This is a genomic window from Lysobacter panacisoli, assembly GCF_009765165.1.
GTDB classification, from domain to species: domain Bacteria; phylum Pseudomonadota; class Gammaproteobacteria; order Xanthomonadales; family Xanthomonadaceae; genus Lysobacter_J; species Lysobacter_J panacisoli.
Window position 1 is genome coordinate 2,482,160 of record NZ_VLNU01000001.1, and the last position, 17,287, is coordinate 2,499,446.

Consider the following 17,287-nt stretch of genomic DNA (forward strand, 5'->3'; position numbering starts at 1 on the left):
GCGGCCGGCACGTTCCATAACGGAGATTGCAACATCAGTACCCCCGAAAAGCCCAATCGGAAGAACCAGGAAATCCGCGTACCCCGCGTGCGTGTGATCGGCAGCGACGGTGAAATGATCGGCGTGCTCACGCGCGACGAAGCCCTGCGCATGGCCGAGGACGAGGGTCTGGATCTGGTCGAGATCCAGCCCAACGCCGATCCGCCGGTCTGCAAGATCATGGACTTCGGCAAGTTCCGCTTCGAGCAGCAGAAGAAGGCCAACGAGGCGAAGAAGAAGACCAAGCAGGTCGAGATCAAGGAGCTCAAGTTCCGTCCCGTGACCGACGAGGGCGACTACCAGATCAAGCTGCGCAACATGCGCCGTTTCCTGGAAGAGGGCGACAAGGTCAAGGTCAACATCCGCTTCCGTGGCCGCGAGATGAGCCACCAGGAGCTGGGCCGCGAGATGGCGGCGCGGATCGAGGCCGACCTCGGCGAGGACATCGTCATCGAGTCCCGCCCGCGCCTGGAAGGTCGCCAGATGGTCATGATGATCGCGCCGAAGAAGAAGTGAGCCGTCCGCCCCCGCGCGCGGGGGGGGGGGGGGCCGGACCCGGGAAAGGCGCCGCAGGGCGCCTTTCGCCGTCCAGGGGTGGGGAACCCCCTGATTTTCAAAGAAAAGATTTGCAAGCCAGGCGACGGTCCCGCATAATGTGCGACCCGGTTCGCCGGGTTTGTTGTTTGCAACATTACGGACCTGTCGTGGATTCCATTCGGATCAACGACTTACAAGCCGGCAGGGCAGGACGGAAAGAGTGGCTCAGCCACCGCCCAGGCCAGTGACCAAACCTCCGAAAGGACATCGCAATGCCCAAGATCAAGACCAATCGGGCGGCGGCCAAGCGCTTCCGGAAGACCGCTTCCGGCAAGTACAAGTGCGGCCACGCCAACAAGAGCCACATCCTCACCAAGAAGGCGACCAAGCGGAAGCGCAACCTGCGGCAGACGAACCATGTTCGTGCCGAGGACGCGGGCCGTCTGGACCGCATGCTGCCGTATCTCTGAGGAGGGCTGAACAATGGCACGAGTTAAGCGTGGTGTTACGGCGCGTCGCCGTCACAAGAAAATCCTGAAGCAGGCCAAGGGCTACTATCACGCCCGTCGCAAGGTCTTCCGCGTCGCCAAGCAGGCGGTCACGAAGGCCCTGCAGTACGCCTACATCGGTCGCAAGCAGAAGAAGCGTCATTTCCGTTCGCTGTGGATCACCCGCATCAATGCGGCTGCCCGCATCAACGGTCTGAGCTACAGCCGTTTCATCAACGGCCTGATGAAGGCCGGCATCACCCTCGACCGTAAGGTGCTGGCGGACATCGCCGTGCACGACGCGCAGGGTTTTGCGGCGCTGGCTGAGAAGGCGAAGAGCGCGCTCGCGGCGTAAGTTGCTCGCCAGGTCGTGCCGGTCCTGCGGGACATGGTCGCGATCCAGGCACAACGCAATAACGCATGGGGAAGGGCGCAAGTCCTTCCCCATGTTTCGTTTTGAGACTTGGTTTTTCCAGGCGGATCGTTCCGGGGACAGGTTCCAGGGGGAACGGACGCCGTGCGGAGCGGAGGTTCGTGAGCGAATGAGTGGAATCGAATCACTGACGCAGCAGGCGCTGGTCGAGATCGCCGCGGCGGAATCGCCCGACGCGATCGAGGCGCTGCGTGTTTCGCTGCTGGGCAAGAGCGGCAGCGTCACCGCCCAGCTGAAGCAGCTCGGCACGCTGCCCGCCGAGCAGCGCAAGGTCGCGGGCGAAGCGATCAACAAGGCGCGCGACGAACTCACCGCCGCGCTCGCGCAGCGCCGCACCGTGCTCGACGAAGCCGTGCTGCAGTCGCGCCTGGCCTCGGAGAGCATCGACGTCACGCTGCCGGGCATCGACGCCGGCCGTGGCGGCCTGCATCCGGTCAGCCGTACGATGGAGCGCATCGCCGACATCTTCGGGCGTCTCGGTTTCGAACTGAGCAACGGTCCGGAGATCGAGGACGACTGGCACAACTTCGAAGCGCTGAACTTCCCGCCGCACCACCCGGCGCGCGCGATGCACGACACGTTCTACTTCGGCGACGGCCGCCTGCTGCGCACGCACACCTCCGGCGTGCAGGTGCGCTACATGCAGGACCACCAGCCGCCGCTGCGCATGATCGCGCTGGGCAAGGTGTACCGCAGCGACAGCGACCAGACGCACACGCCGATGTTCCACCAGTGCGAAGGCCTGCTGGTCGACGAGCACGCCAGCTTCGCCGACCTCAAGGGCACGCTCGCGGAATTCGTGCGCGCGTTCTTCGAGCGCGATTTCGAGATGCGCTTCCGCCCGAGCTACTTCCCCTTCACCGAGCCCTCGGCCGAAGTGGACATCGCCTGGCAGCAGCCGGACGGTTCCACGCGCTGGCTGGAAGTGCTCGGCTGCGGCATGGTCCATCCCAACGTGCTGCGCAACGTCGGCATCGATCCGGAGAAGTACACCGGCTATGCGTTCGGCCTGGGCGTCGAACGCTTCGCGATGCTGCGTTACGGCGTGGACGACCTGCGCAGCTTCTTCGACAACGACGTGCGCTTCCTCAAGCAGTTCGCCTGACCTGTCGCGTTGCGGATAGAACCGAATGAAATTCTCCGAAAACTGGCTCCGCCACCACGTACCGACCCGCGCCTCGCGCGATGAACTCGCCGCGACGCTGACCGCGATCGGCCTGGAGGTCGAGGACGTCACGCCGCTGGGCGACTCGCTCGACGGCGTCGTCGTCGCGCAGATCGTCAGCGCGGAAAAACACCCCGAAGCCGACCGCCTGCAGGTCTGCCAGGTCGATACCGGCAACGGCATCGTGCAGATCGTGTGCGGCGCGCCGAACGCGCGCGCCGGCCTGAAGGCGCCGCTTGCGACAGTCGGCGCGAACCTGCCCGGCGGCATCGCGATCAAGGCCGCGAAGCTGCGCGGCGTGGAATCGGCGGGCATGTTGTGCTCGGCCAAGGAACTCGGCGTGGACCCGGATGCATCCGGCCTGCTCGAACTGCCGGCCGATGCTGCGGTTGGTACGCCGCTGGCGCAGTACCTCGGCCTGCCGGACGCGTCCATCGAGATCAAGCTCACGCCCAATCGCGCCGACTGCTTCAGCGTGCGCGGCATCGCCTACGACGTCGCCGCTGCGCTCGGCAGTGAAGTCGGCTCGTTCGACGCGACGCCAGTGACGGCGCAGAGCGACGCCGTGCTCGCGGTCGAACTCGACGCAGGTCCGCGCGTGCCGCGCTTCGTTGGTCGCGTGATCGACGGCGTGGACGCCAACGTCTCCACGCCCGTGTGGATGGCCGAACGCCTGCGTCGCAGCGGCGTGCGCCCGATCAGCTTCCTCGTCGACGTCACCCAGTACGTGATGCTCGAACTCGGCCAGCCGATGCACGCCTTCGACAAGGACGCGCTGGAAGGCGCCGTCGTCGTGCGTCCCGCGCGCGAGGGTGAGGAGATCAAGCTGCTCGACGGCCGCACCGTCGCGCTCGATCCGGAATTCCTCGTCGTCTCCGACAGTCGCGGCGGCAAGGCCGCGCGTGCGGTCGCGCTGGGCGGCATCATGGGCGGGTTTGACACGCGGGTCACCGATGTCACGCGCAACGTCTTCCTCGAAGCCGCGCATTGGGTGCCGTCGGCGATCATCGGCCGCAGCCGCAAGCTCGGTCTGCACACCGATGCCGGCCATCGTTTCGAGCGCGGCGTCGATCCGGAACTGCCGCGCATCGCGGTGGAGTACGCATCGAGGCTGATCGTCGACATCGCCGGCGGCGTGCCGGGGCCGATGATCGAAGCGGTGCACACCGAACACCTGCAGCCGGCGCAGCCGATCGTGCTGCGTCGCGCGCGCCTGGCGCGCGTGCTCGGCCTGCAGGTCGCCGACACGGAAGTCGAACGCATCCTGCGCGCGCTGGGTCTGTCGGTCGAAACCCTCGCCGACGGCTGGCGCGTGGTACCGCCGAGCCGCCGCTTCGATCTGGCGATCGAAGAAGACCTGATCGAGGAAATCGCACGCATCCACGGCTACAACGCGATCCCGACCACGCTGCCCGCTGGCGCCGCGCGTCTGGTGTCGCCGAGCGAAACGCGGATCGACGAGGCCACCGCGCGTCGCCATCTCGCTTCGCGCGATTACCTGGAAGCGATCAACTACGCCTTCGTCGAGGCCGACCTGCTGGCGAAGTGGGGCCTTACCGTCGACGCCGTGCCGCTGGCCAATCCGCTCAGTGCCGAACTCGGGGTGATGCGCACCGGCCTGCTGCCGGGCCTGGTCGCCGCGCTCGCGCGCAACGCCGTGCGCCAGCAGTCGCGCGTGCGCCTGTTCGAGCTGGGCAACGTGTTCGCGAGCGCGACGCCGGGCGTCGGCGATGGCGCCCCGCGCGAAACCCAGCGCATCGCCGCTGTCGCCTGTGGCGATGCGCAGGCCGAGCAGTGGGCGGGCGCATCGCGCGCGGTCGGTTTCCACGACCTCAAGGGCGATCTCGAAAGCCTCGCCGCGCTCGCCGGTGCGACGCTCGAGTTCCGCACCTCGCAGCCCGCCTGGGCGCACCCCGGCCGGTCGGCCGACGTGTACCGCGACGGCGTGAAGCTGGGCTGGATCGGTCAGCTGCATCCGCGCCTGCAGCGTGCGCTGGAGCTGGACGTCGACGTGATCGCGTTCGAACTCGACCTGGAACCCCTGTTCAGCCGCGCCGTGCCCAAGGCCGGGGCGCTGTCCAAGTTCCCGTCCGTCCGCCGGGACCTCGCGTTCGTCGTCCCGGAGGACGTCGAATGGGGGGCGCTTGCGCAGTCCGTGAAGCATGCCGCAGGCCCGTCCCTGCGCGATCTCGTACTGTTCGACCGCTACCAGGGCAAGGGCGTGGAACCGGGTTTCAAAAGTCTTGCTATGGGCTTGATTCTGCAGGATGAATCGCGCACCCTGACTGACCGTGACGTCGATTCCACGGTGGCTTCGGTCACCACGGCGTTGCAGCAGGAATACGGCGCGGCGATCCGCGGCTGAGGTTGAGGGATACAGATGGCATTGACCAAGGCTGAGATGGCCGAACGCCTGTTCGACGAGGTCGGGCTGAACAAGCGCGAGGCGAAGGAGTTCGTGGATTCCTTCTTCGACGCGCTGCGTGAGGCGCTCGAGCACGGACGCCAGGTGAAGCTGTCCGGCTTCGGCAACTTCGACCTGCGCCGCAAGAACCAGCGCCCGGGCCGCAACCCGAAGACGGGCGAGGAGATTCCGATCTCCGCCCGTACCGTGGTGACGTTCCGCCCCGGCCAGAAGCTGAAGGAACGCGTCGAAGCCTATTCCGGAGCGGAGCATGCTTGATCCCGGCAGCAATCGCGAACTCCCGCCCATCCCGGCGAAGCGCTACTTCACCATCGGTGAAGTCAGCGAGCTGTGCGACGTCAAGCCGCACGTGCTTCGCTACTGGGAGACGGAGTTTCCGATGCTCAACCCGGTCAAGCGCCGCGGCAATCGCCGCTACTACCAGCGCCACGAAGTGCTGATGGTCCGCCAGATCCGCGGCCTGCTGTACGAACAGGGCTACACCATCGGCGGCGCGCGCCTGCGCCTGGAAGGCGAGACGGCGAAGGACGAATCCGCGCTGAGTTCGCAGATCATCCGCCAGGTGCGGATGGAGCTGGAAGAAGTCCTGCAGCTGCTGCGGCGCTGATCCGCACACCCGTCGCGCTGGCCGCGGCGACGCTTCAACCGTTATACTTGCCGCCCGCTCGCAAGGGCGGCACACGCAACACGTCGGGGCGTAGCGCAGCCTGGTAGCGCATCTGCCTGGGGGGCAGAGGGTCGTCGGTTCGAATCCGGCCGTCCCGACCATCTTGCGATGTAACCGATCGATCGGTTTGGAAGCCATGAGGGCGAGAAACGACCCTCTCTCGGCAGCTACAAGTCCCGCTACGCCGCACTGCTACATCGGATGTGTTTGCTCCGATCGAGCGAGTCATGCGTGAACCGCGTTCACACCCCCAAGCCTCGTCGCAGGCTAAGTGCACCCGAGCTAATCGCCTTGGAAGCGTGAGCCGCTTTGGCTTGAGGGTGTCGCGACGACCCGGGGCGTCGCGATGGCATGTACGACCAGCCATACAACGCACAGCAGGCTTCGACGCAATATGGCGAAGGCCATCTACTCACCACCCGTAACGCGCCAGCGTCATGAGTGCAGCGAAGCCTGTTATTGCGGTGAACCAGTACGCAGCCAGCATGACGGTCCGATAGCGATCGCAATAGCGGATGCCATCTCTGTCCAGGCTGTCCACATACTCACGGTGGTGCAGATAGAGCATCGTGCTGCGCGCGCTCAGTACGGTCCTGTCCTGCCAGATGAGGGGCTGCTCGGCATGCAGCCATAGCTGCGGATGCCGTGCCTTTAGCCTATGCAGGAAAGCAAGCCACACCACCGTTTCCACCACGATCGCGGCTGCGAACAATATGCCTGCGACTGCGGTGAGCTGGTTCATCAGATCCCAATCGAGGGCGGAACCCTCATATGCTGTGGACTACGCGCGCGACTTCCAGAAACGACATTGGCGAAGCTTTGAAGCTTCGCCAATGGCTCCGTTCGACTCGAACCGTAAGGCTGGGCCATCTGCAATGGCCTTGTGGCGCCACAACGCGCTCTCGCACTGAATGATCCGGTCAGGAGAGTAGTGCTTGCTCCATCTGGACTGTGCGCTGCGCGGCGTTACTTCGATGTTACGGTTCTTCGTCCAGCGTAGTGTCCGCTTGTCCAGGTGCGGGCGCTAAACGCCGCGGGCCCTGAGCAGGAACGTCTTGAGTGCTTCAGCGTAGCTGTAGTCGGCGGGAGAAAGACGGGGTTGGATGTGTTCCAGCTGAGCACGAAACGCCCAGCACAGATCGAGCATCTTCCGGTGACTCTCCGCCTCGATCAGCGCGGTGCGGCGTAGGACTTCGCTCATGGTTTCCATGAAAGTCTGTCCAGTCAGACTCAAAGCACCCGCGTTCGCGGTGCGAATTTCAATCTAGCACCCTTTAGCGCATTTGCCCCGGATTTCCGCATCAATCGATGGATGCGCTATACGCCGCTGCCCGGAAGGCGACGTAGGTCGCCACATGAACGCAATCACGATCCACACTCGTCAGATCACGAATAAGTAACGGGCGATAGCGCAGTCTCCGCTGGCACTACGACGCAATGTCGTAACGGCCACTCAGCCGCGCAGTACGTCCCACTCCTCACCCGCACTGAGTCCTATCGCCCCTGCCGTCGGCAGGAGCCTGGCTTCGGCCATCCTCGATTCCGTGCACTTCGGATCGCATAAAAGGCAATCATCTTCATGAGCACCATGACCAATACCAGCACCAACACCAAGAACCTCGTCGACACGGCTGCCGCTGACGGGTCGTTCAAGACCTTCGGCAAGGCCATCGAACGTGCAGGCATGAGCGACACCCTGCGCGGCGTCGGTCCGTTCACCGTCTTTGCGCCAACCGATGCGGCGTTCGAAAAGCTTCCTGCCGGGAAGCTGGAGAACCTGTTCAAGCCCGAGAACAAGCAAGAGCTCGTCTCGCTGCTGAACTACCACGTGGTCAGCGGCCGCAAGACCGTGGCCGATATCGGCAAGTGGGAAGCCGCCAGGACGGTGAATGGCCAATCCGCTCCGATCACGTTGGCCAACGACAAGGTCAGCATCGACGGTGCACAGGTCACGTCGGCCGACATCAGCTCCAGCAACGGTGTCATCCACGGCATCGACAAGGTCAACATTCCGACCAAGCAGTAATTTCGTCGGATTGAACCGGTGGGACGGCGGGCTTGCCCCGCCGTTTTCCTTTTCCAGGATTCGCTGGAACCTAGAAGCGCTCCAGGCTGATCATGGAGACGCGCAGGTGCATTTCATCGAACGATGCGCGCAGGCGTTGCTCGATCTCGGCGAGGTTCTCGAGATTCTGCCGCCCGTACAGCGAATAGGTCGGCTTGTCTCCGCTGCGCAGACCGGCCTTGCGTCCTACGCCGATGTCCGACGTGCGGCACGCCTTGGCCCAGATCTGCTGAAGGCTTTCCGGGCCAATGCTCTGATCGTTGCTGATGGTGAACTTGAAGAGGGCGATCATGGGCTTCATCGGAGTTCCTGTGCGTGTGTCGCTAGCGCGCTGGGTTCATGGGGTTCGGCAGCGTCACCCGGCATGGGTGGCGCTGCTCGAGGCGATCGTCACGATCCGTCCGCCGGGCCCGGTCGCGTCGCGGTGCTCGGGCGAGCTTCATCACGTACCGTCCGCTTCTTGGATTGTTTGGCGTCCTTTTCCTTCTTCTTTGCGATCTCGCGCTGACGCTTCTCGAATGCGTAGTTGGGCTTTGCCAAGTGGGGATACCTCTATGGGGTTGGAGGGAGGAGGGAAGAAGTGGCGGATTCCGCAGTGTCGCTGGCCTCGGGGAGTTTCGCGATGACGACAGTTGGTGCGGTCGTCTTGCTTGCGCCATCGGGTTTCGCGGGTTTGCGTCGCAACGGCGTGGTGCCGAGGACCTCGATCTGGCCGCCGGCCTTGTCGAACGAATCCATGTCTGCGGCCAATCGCTCACGCGCGATGCCCTTGTCGTGCGATGGCTGGAAGCCCGAGGTATACAGCGGACCGTAACCGCGTTGGCGAAGGGTGGACATAAGGCTCCTCGTTACACCAGGGTGAGTTCGATGGCGCGCGCGCATTCATCCGCGTAGTCGATGCGGATGGCCCGGCAGTAGGGACCGTTCATGACGAATCGCCGGCATACGGCAGGACGGGTTTCGTAGATGCCGCAGTTCATGCGGGCGCCGTCCATCGCCACGCACCAGCCGTCCTCGTCGTGTGCCATGACGAGCAGGTTTTCCGGCGTGCGCGTCGTCAGGTGAGAAGGAACCCGGTCTTCCGGCTGCAACACGACCGTCAACCGACAACAGACCGCATCGCACTCCGTGCACTTCGCCGCTCCTTTCAAGTAGCGGCTGCCCGGTTTCATGCGTGTACGCCCGGGGCACGGGTGTAGTGCAACAAGCGGCCGCGGTAGGGAGGCGTGTCGCGGTCGTCCATCGGGCAGCGCTCTTCGAGCGTCTCGAAGCCCTGTCGCGCCATCAATCGATTCAGGCGCGAGCTGTGCTCGCCGCCTGGATCGGTGACCAGTACTTCGCCGTCCGGGCATGCATGCCGCGCGATCACTTCGATCAGGAGCAGCGCGTCGTCGCGCTCGTAGAACACATCGCCGGCGATGATCACATCGAAGTGACCAAGGGACGGCAGCGGCACATCCCACCGCAGCTGGCGGTATTGCACGGTGGGCAGGGCATTCAGTGCCGCGTTGTACGCGAGGAACCCTTCGGCCAGCGGATGCACGTCCGACGCGACAACGTCCGCACCGCGACGTTGCAGCACCAGGCTCGCCAAGCCGATGCCGCATCCAAGTTCGAGGATGCGCTTGCCCGCGATGTCGAAGCGGTGCATGGCCTGCGCGAGTAATCGTCCCGCCGGCCAGACCTGCCCGAAAAGGCTCCATTGGGCTGCGGACATGCCCAGACGGGCACCGTGTCCATCGGGATCGGCGACCTGAGTCTTGTCGCTCAGAACCCGGAGTCGATACGTGTGCCCACCAATGGGCACGAGCTGATTGCGAGTGAAATAGCCGGGCACCGGCGCTCCCTGAGGCGTCTCTCCGCAGGGCGGAGAGGGTCACGCGTGAAAGGAAGCGAGGCGGGCGGACGCGGACGGCCGTGCGGAACGCGCGGGTAGGCACTGCGTTTGAGCTAGTGCCTTGCAGGTCATGCTACACCACTTGGGGAGACCCCACGTGACTGCGGTGCGGTGACGGCTGTGGAGACCGCTGCGATCGGACTGGTGCGACCTCGCACCTCTACCTGTGCGCATGGCTGGATGTGGTGGGTGATGCAGCCGATTGCCGGTCAGCTATCTCACGCCGCCTAGACGCGTGGAAACGAAAACTGCCGCTTCCCGCCGTGTGGAGGCCCGTCATGGCCAAGGTCGATCGGTCGCAACTGCCCATGCCCGACCCGCCGTTCGGCGGCAAGATCGGACCGACCTATCAGGAGTCCACACCGGAGTGGCCCGCATTGCCGACGGCGCCCAAGGGCGCGCCCAACGTCGTGATCATCCTGCTCGACGATGTCGGCTTCGGGCAGGTCTCCACGTTCGGTGGACCCGTCGTGACGCCCGCGTTGGACAAGCTCGCCGCCGCGGGCCTGCGCTACAACCGCTTCCATACCACTGCGATCTGCGGTCCATCGCGCGCTGCGCTGATCACTGGCCGCAACCATCACAATTGCGGCTCCGGCTTCCTCGCCGAATGGGCCACGGGATTCCCGTCGTACAACTGCATGATCCCGCAGAGCACGGCGACCATCGGCCGCCTCCTCAAGGACAACGGCTACAACACCTCGTGGTTCGGCAAGAACCACAACACGCCGGACTGGGAATCCAGTGTCGTCGGTCCCTTCGATCGCTGGCCGACCGGTCTTGGCTTCGACTACTTCTACGGATTCATCGGTGGCGAGACGCACCAGTACTACCCGGTGCTGTTCGAGAACACGCGCCCGGTGGAACCGGAAACGTCGCCCGAAGACGGCTACCACTTCATGACCGACATGACCGATCGCGCGATCGGTTGGTTGCGTTACAGCAAGTCGGTCAATCCCGACAAACCGGTGCTGTTGTACTTCGCGCCCGGCGCCGCGCATGCGCCGCATCACGCGCCAAAAGACTGGCGCGAGAAATACACCGGCCAGTTCGACCAGGGCTGGGATGCGGTGCGCGAGGAGACCTATCAGCGCCAGTTGAAACTCGGCGTGATCCCGCCGGGCACGCAGAACACACCGCGCCCGGAGTGGGTGAAGCCCTGGGATTCGCTGAGCGCCGACGAGAAGCGGCTGTACGCACGCTTCATGGAGAACTTCGCAGGCTTCCTGTCGTTCGCCGATCACGAATGCGGCCGCCTGCTCGACGCCATCGGCGAGTTGCCCGATGCCGACAACACGCTGGTTTTCTACATCGTGGGCGACAACGGCGCGAGTTCCGAAGGCGGATTCACCGGCACCGTGAACGAAGTGATGAACCTCAACGGCTTGCCGTCGAACCTGGAGGACAACCTCAGGGTGATCGACGAGATCGGAAGCGCGGACACCGAACCGCACTATCCCCTGGGCTGGGCATGGGCGGGCAACGCGCCGTTCCAGTGGGTGAAACAGGTGGCCAGCCACCTCGGCGGCTCACGCAATCCGATGGTTGTGTCATGGCCGGCGAAGATCAACGATGTCGGTGCAGTCCGCAGCCAGTTCGCACATCTCATCGACATACTTCCAACGGTGCTGGACGTCGCGGGCATTCCCGCGCCCTCAACAGTCAACGGCATCGAACAGAAGGCGATGGACGGCGTCTCGATCGCGTCGACATTCGCCTCGGCCGATGCGCGCCCCGTGCGCGATCAGCAGTACTTCGAAGTCTTCAGCAATCGCGCCATCTACGATCAGGGCTGGATCGCGTGCGCGCAGCACACGTTCCCGTGGCGGCAGGATTTCGCACCGGGCAACTGGGACAAGGACCGCTGGGAGCTCTATCACCTCGACGAGGACTTCAGCGAGAACGACGACCTGGCCGACAAACACCCCGACAAGCTGGAAACGCTGAAGAAGTTGTTCGATGACGCTTGCCGCAAGTACCACGTGCTGCCGCTGGACGACCGTGGATCGGGCCGCCTGACCGAGCCCAAGCCGCCGCCGGGCGGCGCCGACCCGAATCGCCGGCGCTTCACGTATTACCCGGGCGCCGTGCGCCTGGCCGAAACGGCCGCACCCAACACGAAGAACCGATCGCACCGCATCGACGTCACCATCGAGAAGAAGGGCGACGGCGTGCTGCTCGCGGAAGGCGGCCAGTCGGCGGGATTCGTGCTGTACGTGAAGAACGGCAAGCCGCACTACCACTACAACTTCTTCGAGATGGAACGCACCTCGGTGGAATCCAGCGTCGCGCTGCCAGAAGGTCGTTCGACGGTCTCGTTCGAGTTCCGCTACGACGGCGGTGGTGCGGGCAAGGGCGGCGAGGCGGTGCTGATCGTCGATGGCAAGGAAGTCGGCAAACAGCGCATCGAACGCACCGTCGCCGGCCGCTTCGGCATCGACACTTTCGGTGTCGGCTGCGACACCGGCTCACCCGTGTGCAAGGACTACAAGCCGCCGTTCGCGTTCGAAGGCGTCATCGGCCAGGTGGACATAGTGCTGGGCGACCCCGGCCTCAGCGAGGACGAGGAGCGCGTGATGCAGGCCAGGTTCCACGCGGGCATCAACTACTAGCGCGCCAAGTCAGTCCACCTTGATCCACCGACCGGTCAGTCCTGGCTAGACACCCGCCGGTGCACGCGGAGCAAACAGAATGATCGCGGCGCCCACCAGGCAAAGAGCGCTGCCTATCAGATCCCAACGATCCGGCTTGACGCCTTCAACCTGCCAAAGCCAAACGAGGGAGGCGGCGATATAGACGCCACCATATGCGGCATAGGCGCGCCCGGCCGCGCTGCTTTCAACCAGTGTAAGCAGCCACGCGAAGGCGGCCAACGAAAGCATCGACGCGGGCAAAAGCCACGCCGATTTCCCGAGCCGGAGCCAAGCCCAGAAGCCGAAGCATCCGGCGATTTCGGCGATGGCCGCGGCAACGTAGACGCCCCCGGTCTTGATCACTTTGCCCCCTTAGAGCAGTTGGAACTCCGCGCTCTCATCCAGAAAGAATGGTCAGGCACCCGGCGGTGATGCCTCATCGTCGATGTCATGCCCAAACCAGATCCCGCCAATCGCACCGGCCACCGTGGCGACGGTCAGCATCAGCAGCCCATCGTTTCGCAACTTCGGCCCGAGTAGTTCCGGAGCGAACAGCAGCATGCAGCAGGCGAAGAACACCAACATGACGGCCATTCCGACCAGGGCATCACCCGCGGCGCCAAATCGCCGATGAAGGTCCTTTCCAGACCAGACCATGACGCCACAAAGGAAGCCCATGCCGAAGGTAGCGGCGACAACGCCGAAGATGTCGGTCCAGGGCACCGGCCCATCGATACCACCGACGAGCGCCTTGCCGGCATTGAAAGCCGTGGTACCCGAGAGAACGATGCCGCCAATCAGTCCGCTTTCCCACCAGCGCATGGTCATTGCTCTCCTTGGCATGTAACGACATCGAGAAGCCTGCATCGAGATGAGGCGAAAAGCAGCTCCGGCTTGAATGGGCTGTCAGTCCTCAGAGGGCCTGCTTGTAGGCGATGGAAACCACGAGAGCGAACAACGCAGCCACAGACACAAGAAGAATGGTGCCCCACTTGACCAGTAGATCCATGTTCCGGGAGTACGCGGCGCGCTCGAATGTATCGACGTTTACGGAATAGGAAGGAACATGGTTCGGGTCTTTCAGGACCTGTGCGGCGTCAGACGCTTGAGAGTTGAGGCAGACGAAGACGATCCATCGCGGGACGGCACCGCGAGCGGGCCTGACCGATCTGCAAAACGTGGGAATGCCTTTCTCATGCAGGAGGCTCGTTATGCGCGTGAGCTCTGACTCGTCGTACACGTAGGTAAGGACGCGCATCTGAGGCCGAACTACCCCATAGACGGACCGATGGCCCGGTTGTTCATTCGGCACCACACTTCGCGAGTGTGGTGCATCCCCTTGATCCGGCGCGAGATTACGGAACCTGGGTCCGGCAAACAAGCAAGCGTAGCCCGGGTAAGGCCGCAGGCCGCACCCGGGGACACGTCATCGTCGGCGGCACGCCCCGGGTGCGCTGCGCTTACCCGGGCTACGCGCGCGGGCTACAGGAACCGGTGCATGACGTAGGCATCGACCAGACCCAGGCCCCGATGCCGGAACGCCTTGGGCAGTGTGCCCACGATGACGAAGCCGAGTTTCCGGTACAACGCGACGGCCGGTGCGTTGGTGCTCACGACATAGTTGAACTGCATGGCAAGGAAGCCGGCCGATCGCGCCTGCACCAGACTGTGCTCGACCAGGGCGCGGCCGATGCCTTGCCCCTGTGCCGCAGGATCCACGACGTAGGTGGCGCTGGCCACGTGGTCGCCCAGGTCGGGGTAATTGGCGCCCATCTTGTACATGCCGACGACCCCGGCTTCGGTCACGGCCACATGCGACGTCTGCGTCGTGAACCAGTGGCTGCGAAATGCCTCCACTGTGAATCCGTCCGAGAAGGGCAATGCGTCCGCCCTGGCGATGACGGATTGGAAGAGGGCCCACATGGCATCGAAGTCTGCGGCGGCGGCCAGTCGGATGTGCATGCGAGGTCCGCTATGGATCGGAAGTGACATTAGCATCGCCACCGCGAGCTTGGCCCGGCCGAACGTCCGCTATCGGCCAGGAGCGGACGTTGATGGCGGGTTAGGCTGAAGCGTCCTCTACGAACGCCCTTGCATCGCTAAGCACCCGCGGGCCCCAAGCCGCAACTCGTGCGCGTCGTCCTGGTCGACCTGGCTGATTATCGGCTTAACGGCGGCGGTGCTGCCTGACTCCTGCGATAGTCTAACGTCCGGATGGAGGTCGATTGGATGTGATGACGCAGGAAAATTGGTTCACGCCGTTATGACTTGAGTTCAAATAGTCAATGGAGGGAACATGAAGCGCTTTTCGACGGAAGATATTGTCGCTTGGTTCAATCCGGGTCGCCCGCCGCGCCTTAGCAGTATTGATGCGACACAGGCATTTCACACATTCAGCTCGCGCACCCGCTTCCTGAAGACACTCCCGATAGGCACTGCTGTCCTTGATGCGGGCGCAGGAGATGGTGTCCTGCAGGTCTTTCGTGAGTGGCTCAAGCCAAAGCGACGCGACCTCAAGATGTACGCATGGGCGAATACTAAAGGTCAGGACTTCCACAAGTACGACGGTTATGAAGTTGGCAGTTGGCCATCCGAGCCACCGGAGTTCAGAGGTGTGGAATTTGGGGCGGTATTAGCGGCAAACTTCATCGAGCACATAGATCAACCGCAACTCTTTGTCGAAATGTGCGCACGCCGATTGTCGCAGAACGGATCAATCTACCTTGAATGGCCACACCCGTCCTCCGTCGATCTCCCGCGCACGGAAGATCTGAAAGCCGCTGGCGTCAAAGTTTTTACTGGTAGCTATCACTGCGATAAAACGCACAAAGAAGAAGTGCCGAGCTTTGACTTGATCGCACAGACACTGAAATTACACGGTCTCGAAATACGAGAAACAGGAATTGCGTCGGTTCCGTTTGTCGATCAGGAGCTTGCAATCCACTCAGCCAACGGAGCCGACATCGTATCGGCGACCTTGGCCTATTGGTCGCACACCGGATGGTGTCAATATCTGATCGCCAACCGATAAGCCTCTGCCGCTGCCACCGTGATCTGCCGAGCCAGCGGGCGCGGCTCGACCGGAACGGGGCCGGCTGGCGACTAGCCGGCCGTGACCTTGTCGCTCCAGGCGGACGGCGTTTTCATGAGTGCCCCATATCCAACCGCCCAACTGCCGACGAACGTCCGTTTTGGGTCGAAAGCGTGCTACGTGCCAATCCTCGTGCGGGGCAAGTAGCTACGCAGCAGAGCCCGCGTAGCCCGGGTAAGGCCGCAGGCCGCACCCGGGGACACGCGTCGTCGGCGGCAGGACCCGGGTGCGCTGCGCTTACCCGGGCTACGCGTGTCGATGAAATGGCGCGCACGCGGGGCGCGCCATTTTCGCGGTTACGCACGTTGCGCGCCGATAGCAGACTCCGCGCCGGAGTGTCGAAACTCCAGTCCTGTAGCGGTAGCCCGTCGTCGAAATCGACGGGTTTTTTGTGCCCGGCTCCGGGCACTCGACGCAGTTGCTCCGCGTCGGGAGGGCGGCCAATACAAAACCCGCAAGGGGAATACGCCCACCGTCTACAGGCGGTTTCGAACCTCCCGACACCCTTGCGGCGTCATGCAGGGATTACTGTCAATGGAGCGACTCATGCGTAAGAAGAACCGGTCTGGTTCCGCGTCATCCGTTTCCCGTTCCCCCGGCTATGTGCTGAGCGAATCCTCGCGCGGCACGTTGATCCGTACCGCCGAGCACCTGCACCTGCTGTCGCGCGTGTCCGCCGCGCGCATCGTCTATGACGCCGAGGAATTCGAGCTGTCGCCGGATGCCCTGATGGCGAGCTTCGAGCGTCTTGCCTGCGCGCTGGACGAGGTGGTCCAGGGCGCGAAGTGGCGTGCGTCCTGAACGACCGGAGTGAGCCTGCCGCCCGCACCTCGCGGGCGGCGCTCCATTCGGCTTGCGTCGTTCGCGAATGGAATTGGCTTGCGCGCAAGGCAAATTACCTTGCGCGCAAGCCGGCGCGTGTCGTGCGCAAGGCAAATTACGTTGCGCGCAAGCCGGAATACCTCGTCCGCAAGCCAATCCGTCTCGCGCGCAAGCCGGAATGCGTTGCGACTGGGCGAAATTGCCTTGCGCGCAAGGCGTGACGAGTCGCGCGCAAGCCGCTGCGGTTCGCGCGTCAGTCGTTCTGGCTTGCACGCAAGCCGAAACGGCTCGCGGTCGAACGGGTTTGCCTTGCGCGCAAGCGGGCATGGGTTGCGATCGGATCAGCGAGCGTTGCGCGCGCATCGCATTTGCTTGCACACGGGCCGGGACGATTCGCGAGCCTAAGCGCGCGCCTAAACACTCAGAAGTTTTCTCGTTCCGCTGCTCCGCCGCGTTGCACGCGTGCGCCGACGTCTAAGGTGAATCGCCGGCCGGATGGGCCGGTGCAAAGACAAGGAACCAAGGACGTATGAGTCAGAACCTGATCTCCCTCACCATCTCGGCAGAGCAGTGGGACGCCATCGATGTATGCCTGGGTGCGCTGGAGACGCACCTCGCCCCGCTTATCGCCATGCCCGCGGACCAGCGCCGGCAACTGGCGAAGATGGGCGACAAATCCGAAGCCTTCTGCCGACAGGCGATGGACGTGCTCAACGCGAACCCGGGCGTGATCCCGCCGAACTTCGATTTGGCGGCGCTGCGCGAAGACCTGAAAGCGCTGGATCAACTGCGCCCGCGTCTGGTGCGATTGGCGCGGCTGCATGAGCGCGCCACCGATACCGAAACCGCGTTGGGCAGCGACATCATGAGCGGCGCCCTGGAGGGCTACGCGCTGCTCAAGGTGGCGGGCAAGGGCGAGGGGTTGGAAGGGCTGCGCAAGGCGCTGTCGGCGCGTTTCAGCCGCAGCACACGCCAGGCCGAGACGAAGCCCACCATGTGACATCGAACCGCCACGCCCAGCGCTT

At 63.9% G+C, this 17,287-nt stretch carries 22 protein-coding genes and 1 tRNA gene; 13 read left to right on the top strand and 10 right to left on the bottom strand.

Features of this window, described 5'->3' with window-relative positions; translation table 11 throughout:
• The first annotated feature begins 33 nt into the window (after positions 1–33).
• The 8 genes from infC (at position 34) to FOF45_RS11665 (ending at position 5,855) form a co-directional block, all read left to right on the top strand.
• Complete coding sequence (gene infC / locus FOF45_RS11630; RefSeq protein WP_158987467.1) at positions 34–555, top strand: translation initiation factor IF-3; 522 nt, start codon at positions 34–36, stop codon at positions 553–555.
• A gap of 293 nt (positions 556–848) precedes the next feature.
• Positions 849–1,046, top strand: coding sequence for a 50S ribosomal protein L35 (gene rpmI, locus FOF45_RS11635; protein WP_027083463.1), 198 nt, complete (start codon positions 849–851; stop codon positions 1,044–1,046).
• A gap of 13 nt (positions 1,047–1,059) precedes the next feature.
• Positions 1,060–1,419: a 50S ribosomal protein L20 gene (gene rplT, locus FOF45_RS11640; protein WP_158985038.1), complete on the top strand. Its 360-nt coding sequence runs from the start codon at positions 1,060–1,062 to the stop codon at positions 1,417–1,419.
• Positions 1,420–1,606: 187 nt separating this feature from the next.
• On the top strand, positions 1,607–2,602 hold the full coding sequence (pheS, locus tag FOF45_RS11645; protein WP_158985040.1) for a phenylalanine--tRNA ligase subunit alpha: 996 nt from the start codon (positions 1,607–1,609) through the stop codon (positions 2,600–2,602).
• A gap of 25 nt (positions 2,603–2,627) precedes the next feature.
• A complete protein-coding gene (gene pheT, locus FOF45_RS11650; protein ID WP_158985042.1) occupies positions 2,628–5,027 on the top strand; it encodes a phenylalanine--tRNA ligase subunit beta in 2,400 nt (799 codons plus the stop codon).
• Positions 5,028–5,042: 15 nt separating this feature from the next.
• Positions 5,043–5,345, top strand: coding sequence for an integration host factor subunit alpha (ihfA, locus tag FOF45_RS11655; protein ID WP_158985044.1), 303 nt, complete (start codon positions 5,043–5,045; stop codon positions 5,343–5,345).
• The gene (locus FOF45_RS11660) at positions 5,338–5,694 is read left to right on the top strand and encodes a MerR family transcriptional regulator (protein ID WP_115842430.1); all 357 of its coding nucleotides are present in this window, start codon (positions 5,338–5,340) and stop codon (positions 5,692–5,694) included. Before ihfA ends, FOF45_RS11660 begins: the two co-directional genes overlap by 8 nt.
• 84 nt (positions 5,695–5,778) lie before the next feature.
• Positions 5,779–5,855: transfer RNA gene (locus tag FOF45_RS11665), tRNA-Pro, on the top strand.
• A 311-nt stretch (positions 5,856–6,166) separates the two neighbouring features.
• Here FOF45_RS11665 and FOF45_RS11670 read toward each other — a convergent pair.
• Together FOF45_RS11670 and FOF45_RS11675 are read right to left on the bottom strand one after the other, a co-directional pair.
• On the bottom strand, positions 6,167–6,496 hold the full coding sequence (locus FOF45_RS11670; protein ID WP_158985046.1) for a hypothetical protein: 330 nt from the start codon (positions 6,494–6,496) through the stop codon (positions 6,167–6,169).
• 282 nt (positions 6,497–6,778) lie between these two features.
• Positions 6,779–6,964: a hypothetical protein gene (locus FOF45_RS11675; RefSeq protein WP_158985048.1), complete on the bottom strand. Its 186-nt coding sequence runs from the start codon at positions 6,962–6,964 to the stop codon at positions 6,779–6,781.
• A gap of 369 nt (positions 6,965–7,333) precedes the next feature.
• On the opposite strand from FOF45_RS11675, the gene FOF45_RS11680 reads away from it, so the two are divergent.
• Complete coding sequence (locus tag FOF45_RS11680; RefSeq protein ID WP_158985050.1) at positions 7,334–7,780, top strand: fasciclin domain-containing protein; 447 nt, start codon at positions 7,334–7,336, stop codon at positions 7,778–7,780.
• 70 nt (positions 7,781–7,850) lie between these two features.
• Here the strand turns inward: FOF45_RS11680 and FOF45_RS11685 are convergent, their stop codons facing one another.
• From FOF45_RS11685 to FOF45_RS11700, 5 genes are all read right to left on the bottom strand, one after another.
• A complete protein-coding gene (locus FOF45_RS11685) occupies positions 7,851–8,120 on the bottom strand; it encodes a hypothetical protein (RefSeq protein ID WP_158985052.1) in 270 nt (89 codons plus the stop codon).
• Between the two features lie 89 nt (positions 8,121–8,209).
• Entirely contained in the window at positions 8,210–8,359 is a 150-nt protein-coding gene (locus FOF45_RS18165) for a hypothetical protein (protein ID WP_199244474.1), read from the bottom strand.
• A 12-nt stretch (positions 8,360–8,371) separates the two neighbouring features.
• The gene (locus tag FOF45_RS11690) at positions 8,372–8,656 is read right to left on the bottom strand and encodes a hypothetical protein (RefSeq protein ID WP_158985054.1); all 285 of its coding nucleotides are present in this window, start codon (positions 8,654–8,656) and stop codon (positions 8,372–8,374) included.
• Positions 8,657–8,667: 11 nt separating this feature from the next.
• Positions 8,668–8,991: a YkgJ family cysteine cluster protein gene (locus FOF45_RS11695; protein WP_158985056.1), complete on the bottom strand. Its 324-nt coding sequence runs from the start codon at positions 8,989–8,991 to the stop codon at positions 8,668–8,670.
• On the bottom strand, positions 8,988–9,656 hold the full coding sequence (locus FOF45_RS11700; RefSeq protein ID WP_158985058.1) for a class I SAM-dependent methyltransferase: 669 nt from the start codon (positions 9,654–9,656) through the stop codon (positions 8,988–8,990). The genes FOF45_RS11695 and FOF45_RS11700 overlap by 4 nt, the downstream gene beginning before the upstream one ends.
• A 338-nt stretch (positions 9,657–9,994) precedes the next feature.
• Here FOF45_RS11700 and FOF45_RS11705 point away from each other — a divergent pair, with 338 nt between their 5' ends.
• Complete coding sequence (locus FOF45_RS11705) at positions 9,995–12,328, top strand: arylsulfatase (RefSeq protein WP_158985060.1); 2,334 nt, start codon at positions 9,995–9,997, stop codon at positions 12,326–12,328.
• 45 nt (positions 12,329–12,373) lie between these two features.
• Here the strand turns inward: FOF45_RS11705 and FOF45_RS11710 are convergent, their stop codons facing one another.
• The 3 genes from FOF45_RS11710 to FOF45_RS11720 all read right to left on the bottom strand — a co-directional run bounded on the left by FOF45_RS11710 (position 12,374) and on the right by FOF45_RS11720 (position 14,311).
• Positions 12,374–12,709 (bottom strand): YnfA family protein, encoded by a 336-nt coding sequence (locus FOF45_RS11710; RefSeq protein ID WP_158987469.1) that lies wholly within the window; start codon positions 12,707–12,709, stop codon positions 12,374–12,376.
• A 54-nt stretch (positions 12,710–12,763) separates the two neighbouring features.
• Positions 12,764–13,177 carry a hypothetical protein gene (locus FOF45_RS11715; protein ID WP_158985062.1) on the bottom strand — a complete coding sequence of 138 codons (414 nt, stop codon included), beginning with the start codon at positions 13,175–13,177 and terminating at the stop codon, positions 12,764–12,766.
• Positions 13,178–13,831: 654 nt separating this feature from the next.
• Positions 13,832–14,311 (bottom strand): GNAT family N-acetyltransferase, encoded by a 480-nt coding sequence (locus FOF45_RS11720; RefSeq protein ID WP_158985064.1) that lies wholly within the window; start codon positions 14,309–14,311, stop codon positions 13,832–13,834.
• Positions 14,312–14,645: 334 nt separating this feature from the next.
• Between FOF45_RS11720 and FOF45_RS11725 the strand changes: the two genes are divergently transcribed.
• The 3 genes from FOF45_RS11725 to FOF45_RS11740 all read left to right on the top strand — a co-directional run bounded on the left by FOF45_RS11725 (position 14,646) and on the right by FOF45_RS11740 (position 17,262).
• Complete coding sequence (locus FOF45_RS11725) at positions 14,646–15,380, top strand: class I SAM-dependent methyltransferase (protein WP_158985066.1); 735 nt, start codon at positions 14,646–14,648, stop codon at positions 15,378–15,380.
• A 606-nt stretch (positions 15,381–15,986) separates the two neighbouring features.
• Positions 15,987–16,241: an XAC0095 family protein gene (locus FOF45_RS11735; RefSeq protein WP_158985070.1), complete on the top strand. Its 255-nt coding sequence runs from the start codon at positions 15,987–15,989 to the stop codon at positions 16,239–16,241.
• 550 nt (positions 16,242–16,791) lie between these two features.
• The gene (locus tag FOF45_RS11740) at positions 16,792–17,262 is read left to right on the top strand and encodes a hypothetical protein (protein ID WP_158985072.1); all 471 of its coding nucleotides are present in this window, start codon (positions 16,792–16,794) and stop codon (positions 17,260–17,262) included.
• Positions 17,263–17,287 lie beyond the last annotated feature (25 nt).